This window comes from Lentzea sp. NPDC004782 (assembly GCF_040609115.1).
GTDB lineage: Bacteria > Actinomycetota > Actinomycetes > Mycobacteriales > Pseudonocardiaceae > Lentzea.
Genome location: NZ_JBEXJN010000011.1, coordinates 170,270 through 178,955 on the forward strand (window position 1 = coordinate 170,270; position 8,686 = coordinate 178,955).

The window sequence follows — 8,686 nt, forward strand, 5'->3', positions numbered from 1 at the left end:
GTTTTATCTCATGGCCTCATAAACCCACCTGTGTGTTTTGACGCCCCCATACATCGACGTCGGGCGCGGGTGCTCAGACGGCCGCGGTGCCGATCAGGCCGTTGCGCGTGACCCGTCCGGCCAGCTCGTCCTCGCTCAGGTGCTCGGTGCCCGCGGGCCGCCGCGGCAACACCATGTACCGCGTCTCGGCGTTCGCGTCCCACACCCTGATCTCGGTCTCCCGCGGCAACTCCAGCCCGAACTGCGCCAGCACCTCCCGCGGGTGACTGACCACCCTGGACCGGTAGGCCGGGCTCTTGTACCAGGTCGGCGACGGTCCGAGCAGCGCGATCGGGTAGCAGCTGCACAGCGTGCACACGACCACGTTGTGGACCTCCTCGGTGTTCTCGACCACGCGCAGCCGTTGCACCTGCAGCCCGCCGCCCATCGACAACCCGACCTCCGGCAGCGCCGCGTTCGCGTCCTCGACGAGCCTGGCCCTGAACCCGTCGTCCACCCACGCCCGCGCCACCACCCGGAAACCGTTGGCAGGCGTGGCGTTGTGTGCGAAGGCCTCCAGCGCGCGGTCGAGCTCCGCGGCGTCGAGCAGCCCCTTCTCCTCCAGGACGGCTTCCAGCTCCCGGACGCGTGCGGCGATCGGCGAGTCGTCGTGGTCGTCACTCATCGCTGAGGTAGTCCTCCCAGAGGGACAGCGTCACCGTGTGATCGCCTCGTCCGAACAGCTCCTGTGCGGTGAACCGCACGACGTAGACCGGCTGCGGCCGCTCAACTCCCCGCGCCCTCAGGTCCGCCAGCGGGTGCACGCCGTCGCTGCCGACGACCACGCCGGTCTTCCCGCGCGCGTAACCCGGCAGCCTGGTGTGGTGATCGGGGTCCACAGTGGACGTGCGGACGCGGTCGCCCTCCCGGTACCGCTCAGACATGCCCCTTCTCCTTCAGGAGCGTCTGGATGGCCCGGAACCAGTTCTCGTAGTACGACGACTCGTGCGACATCGTCCGCTCGACCGCGTCGCGGAACTCGTCCAGGTTGTAGACACCGCGCCCGACCAGCGCCCGGTTCATCGCGAACACGTGGGCCTCCCAGTCCGCGTGGAACGGGGGCTCGTCGGGCTCCTCCAGCACCGGCCCGAACCCCTCGACGCCACCGACGTCGTTGATCCTCGGCATCTCACCTCCCGCGCTCCGCCGGATGCCGGGCGATCACCCGCCTCGACAACCTGCCCGATCGCGGCCGGCACCGCAATCACCTCGCCGGGTTCAGCGCGCGGGAACAGCGTCAGACCGGCACGTCGAAGAACGTGCACACGCGGGCGTCGGGCGCGAGCCAGGGGCGCAGCAACGAGTGCGCGCGGCCGGGGTCGCGGTGGAACAGACCCACCCGCACGGCGAAGACCAGGTCGAACCGGCGGTCGCCGAAGTTCACGTCCTCCAGCGACGCGATGAGGAACTCGGCCTTGCCGGACGCGACGTACCCGGCGTTGCGGCGGGTGGCGGCCTCGACCATCTTCGTGGAGCGGTCGATCGCGGTGAGCGTGCCGGTGGACAGCAGCTGGCACACCATGGTGGCGGCCACGCCCTGGCCGCAGCCGATCTCCAGCACGCGGTCACCGGGCCGGATCGCGAGTTGGCCGACCACACTGCGCAGACGCTCGCTCATGGTCCACATGATGCGTCAGCGCGGCGGGCGGGGCCACTGCCGAGCCCCGCCCACGAGCGAGGTCAGCCCTGGCTGCCGATGTTGACCATCCAGCTGACGCCGAACCTGTCGGTGAGGTCGCCGTACTCGTCGCCCCACATCTGCTTCTCCAGCGGCGTACCGATCTTGCCGCCGTCCGCGAGCTGCTCGAAGTACGTGCGCAGCACCTCCTCGTCGCCGGACAGGGAGATGGTGATCGTGTCACCGGCGTTGTAGGGCATGCCGGGCGGCGTGTCGGAGGCCATCAGCGTGTAGCCGGACTCGGTTTCCAGCTGCGCGTGCATGATCTGGTCGGCCTGCGGCGAGTCCTGCATGCCGTACTCGCCGAAGGTGTTCATCCTCAGCTCGCCGCCGAAGACCGACTGGTAGAACTCCATCGCCTGACGGGCGTCGCCGTTGAAGCGCAGGTACGGGTTGAGGCGAGTTGCCACCGGAATCGCTCCTTTGGAAGAGACGGACCCGAATCCTCGCAAACCCTTGGCACACCTACAACTTGAACCTGTTCGGTCACCCCGGGGTCACCGTGCGCGACCTTGCCCGCGTACACGGGTGCGGCTTCCGGGGTGGAACGTTCCGGCGGTGGACGCCTGAAGATCGACCGTCCACCCAGGACCTCCGCGCCTCGGCCCGCCGGGCCGGCTGAAGCTCAGCCCTGTCGCCGGGTACGTGCGCGCGGCTCGTACAACGTGAGCTCCTCGATCTCGTCGCCGGCCTCGGCCCGTTCGAAGCAGGCCAGGGCGTCCTCGAACCGGCCGAGCCGCGCGAGCGCACGGCCGCGGATGCGCAACCCCTCGTGGTCGGCCGCCAGCTGCACGGCCAGGTCGGCGTGCTTGAGCGCCTCCGGGTAGCGGGCCTCGTCGTAGAGCTCGTTCGCCCGTTCGACGTGGACGGCGGCCAGCGCTTTCGCCTTGTCGCGCAGCAGCGGGTGCTTGCCGAAGATGGTCGGTTCGGCGCGCAGGATCTCGCCGCCGCGTTCGTCGAGCAGCGCGGCGAGCGACCGGTGCTGGCCGAGCCGGTCGTGCAGGCGGGCGGCGGCGGCCGGGAAACCGTTGTGCGCGTACCAGTGCGCGGCCAGCTGGTGGTTCACCGCGGTGGGTTCGACGGACTCCGCGACGGCCGGCACCAGCTGCCCGTCGACGAGGACGCCGAGCCTGGTCAGCTCGGTGATCGCGGCCGGGTCGACACCGAGCTCCCCGCAGAGCGCGCGCCGGACCGGGCCGAGCCGGGCGAACGTCGTGACCAGGTGCTGAGCCTGCGCCGACAGCGAGGGCATCACCGCGGCGAGCACGTAGTCCTCGTGGTCGGGCCAGCACCGGGCGAGCGCGGGCCAGCCGAACGTCGCCCGGTACACCTCGGGCACGACGGCGGCTTCGGGCAGCGCGAGCTCCCGCGGGCCGATCTGCTGCGCGTCCTCCCACTCGAACGGCCGGGTCGTGATCACCGTGACCTGCTCGCAGGGCGTGTGCCGCAACCACTCCCGCAGCTCGTCGTGCGGCACGGCCGGTTCGTCGAGCACGACCTGGGGCGCCCACCTGCGGGTCCGGACGAAGTCCGCCGCCGCCTCGCCCTCGCACCACCGCGCTGACCGCGCCTTGCGCCTGACCATCTCCGTCTTGCCGTAACCGGGGGCTGCCGCGACCACTGTCAATCTCACCTACCTGTAGAGCGGGCGGCGTGGCGGCGGATATACGCGTTCCGGGTGACGCACGAGAGCGGGCAGGTGCGGCCGATCCGGTGACACACACGCCTCTGACCAGCGCGGACAAAATTCTTGAAGATTTTCTGGCGCGGATGTCGATCCGGCGCGGTGGCCGTTCGACGCATCAGTGGAAGGACACGAGAGCCCAGGAGGAACCAGAGATGACCGCCACGATCGCCACCACCGCCGCCAAGACCCGCAAGTTCGCGGTCGGCCGTTACGCCACGATCGTCACCCGCGTGCTGACCGGTCTGCTGTTCGCCACGACGGGCCTGAACGGGTTCCTGATGTTCATGCCCGCCCCGGACCCGAGCACGATGGCGCCCGCCGGTGTCGCGTTCAGCGCCGCCCTCTACGCCACCGGGTACATGCTGCAGCTGGCGTCCGGGGTCCAGCTGGTGGCCGGAATCCTGTTGCTGGCCGGGCGGTTCGTGCCGCTGGCGCTCGCGATGCTCGCTCCGATGATCGTGAACATCTTCCTGTTCCACGTCTTCCTGGAGCCGTCCGGCATCGTCACCGCGATCGTCGTGGCCGCCGCCGAGATCGGGCTGGCGTGGGCGTACCGCGACAAGTTCCGCCCGATGCTGCAGGCCCGCTAGACCACATCGGCGACATCCCCCGCAGGCCACGTGCCGGCGGGGGATTTCTCGTTGCGCAGCCGGGATTCCTGCCGGGCAGTTACGTGGATGAAGGGCGCCTTCATCGACACCAAGTGGAGGAAGGCGCCCTTCATCCACCTCGCCAGGCGGTGAGTTGCGCACACGGCTTTCTGCTACCTGCTTAACGCACGAAGGCCGCCAGCAGGGCCTGCACCTCGTAGACGTCGACGCCCTTGCCGAACTGCTTGGCGATCGGGACGTCACTGCTGGAGACCCAGATCTTCAGCTCCGCGTCGAGGTCGAAGTGGCCGGCGGTCTCGACTGAGAACTGCGTGATCGCCTTGTACGGCACCGAGTGGTACTCGATCTTCTTGCCCGTCACGCCCTGCTTGTCGACCAGGATCAGCCGCCGGTCGGTGAACAGGAACGAGTCGCGCACCAGCTGGTAGGCCGCGTGGATCTGCTCCCCCTGCGCCAGCAGCCGGCCGAACTCCTGCGCGGCGGCCCTCGGGTCGAGCTTCGACGCGTTCCCCATCATCCCGCTGAGAAGTCCCATACGTCCACATTTACCAGGCTTTCCGAAAGCTTGTCGCAACGCTGGCCCGCCGCTGTCCGAGCGCTTCCGTGCCTAACCCGAAAGTGGATGTCAACAGCCACACGATCGGGGATGAGGATGACGATGCGCAAGCAGCTTGTGGGAGTTTCCGCCGTCGCCGGAGTTGCCCTGCTGGTCGCCGGGTGCGCCGGCAATGCCGCTGGGCAGCCGAAGCAGGACGCGAAGCCGACGGTGGAGCAGATCAAGGCGCTGTTCGCCGACTGGAACGCCGCCCTCGCGACGGGTGACCCCCAGAAGGTGGCCGATCGTTACGCTCCGAACGCGGTTCTGCTGCCCACGGTGTCGAACAAGGTGCGGTCCAACCGCGCCGAGATCGTCGACTACTTCGAGCACTTCCTGCAGAACAAGCCGAGCGGCACGATCCTCGACTCGCACGTCGCCGTCCTGAACGCCGAAGACGCGATCGACGCGGGCACCTACCGGTTCGCGCTCACCAGGGACGGGAAGCCGGCCACTGTGGACGCCCGCTACACGTTCGTCTACGAGAAGATCGACGGGAAGTGGCTCATCGTGAACCACCACTCGTCGGCTATGCCGGAGAAAGCCTGATCCGCACGCACAGCCCGCCGCCGGGCGCGGCCTCCAGCGACACCGCGCCGCCGTCGTCGGTGACGAGCTGCTTCACGATCGCGAGGCCGAGACCGGACCCGCCCTTGCCGGTCAGTCCCTGACCGCGCCAGAACCGGTCGAACGCGCGCAGCCGTTCGGCCTCCGGCATGCCCGGCCCGGAGTCGATGATCTCCAGCAGGCCCGGCCGGGTGGTGCGGACCAGGATCGCGGCGCCGTCCGGGGACACCTCCAGCGCGTTGGACAGCACGTTGTCCAGCACCTGCTCGAGGTGCCCCGGCGTGGCGAGCACGCGGATGCCGGGCCCTTCCGACACGAGCGAGATCGAGCGTTCGTCGGCCGCCGCGCGCCACGCGGTGAACCGTTCGGCGACGACGTCCAGGACCTGCACGGGTTCCGGTTGCGCGACGTCGGCCTCGGCTCGCGCGAGTGCGAGCAAACCGTTGACCAGCCGGGACATCCGCACGACCTCGGCCGTGGCCATCTCGACGTCCTCGCGCACGTGCGGGTCGTCGACGCCGTCGGCCACGTTGTCCAGCGACAGCCGCAACGCGGTCAACGGCGTCCGCAGCTGGTGCGAGGCGTCACCGATGAACGCCCGCTGCGACCCGACCAGCGTGCCGATGGTCTCGGTGGCGGTGTTCAGCGTGCGCGCCAGCGTGCGCGTCTCCGGCGGGCCGGTCTCCTCGGCGCGTGCGGTCAGGTCGCCGTCGCGCAACCGCGCGGCCATCCCGTTCAGCTCCCGCAACGGCCGGGTGACCCGCCGCGCCAGCCACAGTCCGAGCAACGCCGCCACGATCAGCACGCCGACCGCCAGTGCCGCGCGGAAACCCCAGATCTGCCACAGCCTGGCCTTGATCTGACTGTCCGGATAGGACAGCCGGATCGCGCCGACCACCGTGCCGTCCGATTTCTTGGCCTGGACGGTGAGCTTGAGGCCCTGGGCGTCCCAGACCGTGCTCTCCGGCGCCGGGCCGAGGACGTCGATGCGGCCCGGTGTCTGCTGTTCGTAGGCGTCCTCCAACGCGCTCAACGACCTCGTGTCGCCCGACGCCAGCAGCAGCGCGGCGGTCTGGGCGTCCCGGCGCGCGCTGTTCACCGCGTCGCCGTAGATCTGGTTGTTGAGCGTGAACGCCACCGGCACGGTGAACGCCCCGAGCGCCACCGCCACCAGCAGCACGTAGCTCCAGACGAGCTGGCGGATCACGTGAGCACCAACCGGAATCCGACGCCGCGCACGGTCTCCAGCGACGCCGCGTCACCGAGCTTGCGGCGCAGCACCCCCACGTGCACGTCGAGGGTCTTGGTGGGGCCGAACCAGTTCTCGTCCCACACCGCCTCCATGATCTGCTCGCGGGTGAACACCGCGCCCGGTTCCTCGGCGAGGAACACCAGCAGGTCGAACTCCTTCGGCGTGAGGTCCACCTCGGCGCCGTCGAGGTGGACCCGCCTGGAACGCCGGTTGATGCGCAACCGCCCGTGCTCCTGCGCGGGTTCGGGCCGCGCCGGCTGCGCGCGCCGCAGCACCGCCCGCATCCGCGCCACGACCTCCCGCACCCCGAACGGTTTGGTGACGTAGTCGTCGGCCCCGATCTCCAGCCCGACCACGCGGTCGACCTCGTCGGACCGCGCGCTGATCACGATGATCGGCACGTCACCGCGCGCCCGCAGCTCCCGGCACACGTCCAGGCCGTCCACGTCGGGCAGGCCCAGGTCGACCAGCACCAGCGCGAAGTCGTCGGCGGTGCCGAGCGCCTCCGACCCCGTCCGCACCCAACGGACCTCGTAGCCGTAGCGCTCCAGCCCGCGTGTAAGCGATTCCGCGATCGGCTCGTCGTCCTCCACCAGCAGCACCCGCATGGGCGCAGATCATTGCACCCAACGTGGCAGGGCGTTCCTTAGCCTGATAGCGCTCCACCGAAGCGAACTCTCCGTCACCGCGTCCCAGAACGGCCACAACCGGGGGAGCACTCGCAACCCGATGCCCGCCTCCTCGTGCAGCGCGAACAGGTCGCCTACCCGTTCGGCCGGCCCCAGCGGCACGACCGGCTCCACCGCGACCAGCGCGGAGTCGCCGAACGGCCGGAACACGTCCGCGGGCAACCGGTACGCGTACAGCGCGACGGTCCGCATCCGTTCCAGCCACCCGTACTCGATCGCGTGCACCCGTTCCCCGCAGCCCGGCCCGATGATCCGCTTGCGGTCCTCACGGGACGATGAAGGCGTCACCCACGCCATCGCGCGCGGGCACTGCCGGGGAAACCAGTAGGCGGGGGAGAGGTCGTGGTCGACCGCCCACACGTACTCACCCGGCTGCTGCGCGGTGGCGGCGAGGTGGGGCACGAACCTCGTGATCGACGGGTCCTCGGAAAAGTGCAGTACCTCACCGGGTTCGGGCCGCATGTGGTCATACTGGCCCGCATGCGCAGGCTGACGCTCGCGGTTTTGCTGGTCCTCGCCGGCTGCTCCTCCGGCGGGGCGGACAACTCGGTCGGCTTCACCGCCGTCGACCTCACGGCCACCCCGGAGGCGCTGGCGCGGCACGGCGACCTGCTGGTGATCGGCACCCGCCCGTCCGACCACCCGGAACTGCTCACCCGCGGCAGGGACGGCGCGCTCAGCAACGTCCGGCTCACCCCGGCGACCCCGTACGGCAAGGAAGCGCACTGGTACGGCATCACCTCCGACGGCGCCACCATCACCGGTGTCGGCGGCGAGCGCGGCGGCGCGCACGGCAACGTCCGGTGGAGCGCGTGGACCGGCGACGGCCGGCAGATCGTGGAGAAGCCGCAGGGGTTCAGCACGTTCGGCGGCTACGGCGCGGGTGAGCTGATCGGCGTGGCGCGCACACCGCGGGGGCCGGTGATCATCGGGAGCTGGCAGAGCGCCAAGGCGGGCCTCGACATCGCGATGTGGACCTACGCGGGGGACACGTGGACCCGGCAGCCGTCCGCCGGCACCGTGCTGGAGAGCTCGCAGGACCTCCTGCGCTTCCCCCTGGCCGTGACCCAGGACGGTGACGGCGTGCTCGTCGTGGGCTGGCAGATCGCGAAGGGCACGCCCAGCGCCGCGGTCTGGCGGTTCGACGGGCAGACCTGGACCACCTCGGTCCTGAAGGACGGCGATGCCGCGCTGGCGGCCCGCTGCTGGGACGGTACGTGTCACGTCGTGGGGCGCAGCAAGGGCAAGCTCGCCTGGTGGGCGGGTCCCGACTTCACGAAGCTGACCATCCCGGACGTCCCGGTGGGCGACGACCAGCCCCTCGCCGCACCCGTCCCGGTCAACGGCACGCCGACGGTGCTCATCGACCACAACGGCGTGAAGCTCGTGTCCGAGAAGGGCGAACGGCCCGCGGACGGCCCCACCGGCCAGGTCAAGGCCGCGGAGGCGGCCGCCGGTCAGGTCTTCGTGATCGCGGGCGACCGGCTCTGGCGGCTCACCTGAGCGCCCTGTCCGCAACCCGCCCGCTGGGCAGTTAGGTGGATGAAGGGCGCCTTCATCCACCTGGT

The 8,686-nt window shown here is 70.2% G+C and carries 13 protein-coding genes; 3 read left to right on the plus strand and 10 right to left on the minus strand.

The window, feature by feature from the left end:
* Positions 1–73: 73 nt before the first annotated feature.
* From ABZV40_RS13405 to ABZV40_RS13430, 6 genes are all read right to left on the minus strand, one after another.
* The gene (locus ABZV40_RS13405) at positions 74–664 is read right to left on the minus strand and encodes a nitrile hydratase subunit alpha (protein WP_355439628.1); all 591 of its coding nucleotides are present in this window, start codon (positions 662–664) and stop codon (positions 74–76) included.
* The gene (locus ABZV40_RS13410) at positions 657–923 is read right to left on the minus strand and encodes an SH3-like domain-containing protein (RefSeq protein ID WP_355439631.1); all 267 of its coding nucleotides are present in this window, start codon (positions 921–923) and stop codon (positions 657–659) included. The genes ABZV40_RS13405 and ABZV40_RS13410 overlap by 8 nt, the downstream gene beginning before the upstream one ends.
* On the minus strand, positions 916–1,167 hold the full coding sequence (locus ABZV40_RS13415) for a hypothetical protein (protein ID WP_355439634.1): 252 nt from the start codon (positions 1,165–1,167) through the stop codon (positions 916–918). Before ABZV40_RS13415 ends, ABZV40_RS13410 begins: the two co-directional genes overlap by 8 nt.
* 109 nt (positions 1,168–1,276) lie before the next feature.
* A complete protein-coding gene (locus ABZV40_RS13420) occupies positions 1,277–1,657 on the minus strand; it encodes a class I SAM-dependent methyltransferase (RefSeq protein WP_355439636.1) in 381 nt (126 codons plus the stop codon).
* 62 nt (positions 1,658–1,719) lie between these two features.
* Positions 1,720–2,127 (minus strand): VOC family protein, encoded by a 408-nt coding sequence (locus ABZV40_RS13425; protein ID WP_355439639.1) that lies wholly within the window; start codon positions 2,125–2,127, stop codon positions 1,720–1,722.
* A 215-nt stretch (positions 2,128–2,342) separates the two neighbouring features.
* On the minus strand, positions 2,343–3,338 hold the full coding sequence (locus ABZV40_RS13430) for a tetratricopeptide repeat protein (protein WP_355439642.1): 996 nt from the start codon (positions 3,336–3,338) through the stop codon (positions 2,343–2,345).
* Positions 3,339–3,556: 218 nt separating this feature from the next.
* Here ABZV40_RS13430 and ABZV40_RS13435 point away from each other — a divergent pair, with 218 nt between their 5' ends.
* Positions 3,557–3,994, plus strand: coding sequence for a hypothetical protein (locus ABZV40_RS13435; protein WP_355439645.1), 438 nt, complete (start codon positions 3,557–3,559; stop codon positions 3,992–3,994).
* A 181-nt stretch (positions 3,995–4,175) separates the two neighbouring features.
* Here ABZV40_RS13435 and ABZV40_RS13440 read toward each other — a convergent pair whose 3' ends face one another.
* Positions 4,176–4,550 carry a PH domain-containing protein gene (locus ABZV40_RS13440; protein ID WP_355439648.1) on the minus strand — a complete coding sequence of 125 codons (375 nt, stop codon included), beginning with the start codon at positions 4,548–4,550 and terminating at the stop codon, positions 4,176–4,178.
* Between the two features lie 123 nt (positions 4,551–4,673).
* On the opposite strand from ABZV40_RS13440, the gene ABZV40_RS13445 reads away from it, so the two are divergent.
* Entirely contained in the window at positions 4,674–5,159 is a 486-nt protein-coding gene (locus tag ABZV40_RS13445) for an SgcJ/EcaC family oxidoreductase (protein WP_355439651.1), read from the plus strand.
* On the opposite strand, the gene ABZV40_RS13450 is transcribed toward ABZV40_RS13445, so the two are convergent.
* The 3 genes from ABZV40_RS13450 to ABZV40_RS13460 are packed head-to-tail and all read right to left on the minus strand — an operon-like array spanning position 5,140 to position 7,580.
* Positions 5,140–6,384: an ATP-binding protein gene (locus tag ABZV40_RS13450; RefSeq protein ID WP_355439655.1), complete on the minus strand. Its 1,245-nt coding sequence runs from the start codon at positions 6,382–6,384 to the stop codon at positions 5,140–5,142. The genes ABZV40_RS13445 and ABZV40_RS13450 overlap by 20 nt on opposite strands.
* Entirely contained in the window at positions 6,381–7,037 is a 657-nt protein-coding gene (locus tag ABZV40_RS13455) for a response regulator transcription factor (protein WP_355439658.1), read from the minus strand. Before ABZV40_RS13455 ends, ABZV40_RS13450 begins: the two co-directional genes overlap by 4 nt.
* A 9-nt stretch (positions 7,038–7,046) precedes the next feature.
* Positions 7,047–7,580 (minus strand): DUF6886 family protein, encoded by a 534-nt coding sequence (locus ABZV40_RS13460; RefSeq protein WP_355439662.1) that lies wholly within the window; start codon positions 7,578–7,580, stop codon positions 7,047–7,049.
* A gap of 18 nt (positions 7,581–7,598) precedes the next feature.
* Between ABZV40_RS13460 and ABZV40_RS13465 the strand changes: the two genes are divergently transcribed.
* Positions 7,599–8,621, plus strand: a complete 1,023-nt coding sequence (locus tag ABZV40_RS13465; protein WP_355439665.1) for a hypothetical protein — start codon at positions 7,599–7,601, stop codon at positions 8,619–8,621.
* Positions 8,622–8,686: the final 65 nt, after the last annotated feature.

Coding starts and splice junctions, on each gene's coding strand:
- ABZV40_RS13465 (WP_355439665.1), top strand. CDS start 7,599: ATGCGCAGGCTGACGCTCGCGGTTTTGCTGGTCCTCGCCGGCTGCTCC.
- ABZV40_RS13415 (WP_355439634.1), bottom strand. CDS start 1,167: ATGCCGAGGATCAACGACGTCGGTGGCGTCGAGGGGTTCGGGCCGGTG.
- ABZV40_RS13445 (WP_355439651.1), top strand. CDS start 4,674: ATGCGCAAGCAGCTTGTGGGAGTTTCCGCCGTCGCCGGAGTTGCCCTG.
- ABZV40_RS13405 (WP_355439628.1), bottom strand. CDS start 664: ATGAGTGACGACCACGACGACTCGCCGATCGCCGCACGCGTCCGGGAG.
- ABZV40_RS13435 (WP_355439645.1), top strand. CDS start 3,557: ATGACCGCCACGATCGCCACCACCGCCGCCAAGACCCGCAAGTTCGCG.
- ABZV40_RS13440 (WP_355439648.1), bottom strand. CDS start 4,550: ATGGGACTTCTCAGCGGGATGATGGGGAACGCGTCGAAGCTCGACCCG.
- ABZV40_RS13455 (WP_355439658.1), bottom strand. CDS start 7,037: ATGCGGGTGCTGCTGGTGGAGGACGACGAGCCGATCGCGGAATCGCTT.
- ABZV40_RS13420 (WP_355439636.1), bottom strand. CDS start 1,657: ATGAGCGAGCGTCTGCGCAGTGTGGTCGGCCAACTCGCGATCCGGCCC.
- ABZV40_RS13460 (WP_355439662.1), bottom strand. CDS start 7,580: ATGCGGCCCGAACCCGGTGAGGTACTGCACTTTTCCGAGGACCCGTCG.
- ABZV40_RS13410 (WP_355439631.1), bottom strand. CDS start 923: ATGTCTGAGCGGTACCGGGAGGGCGACCGCGTCCGCACGTCCACTGTG.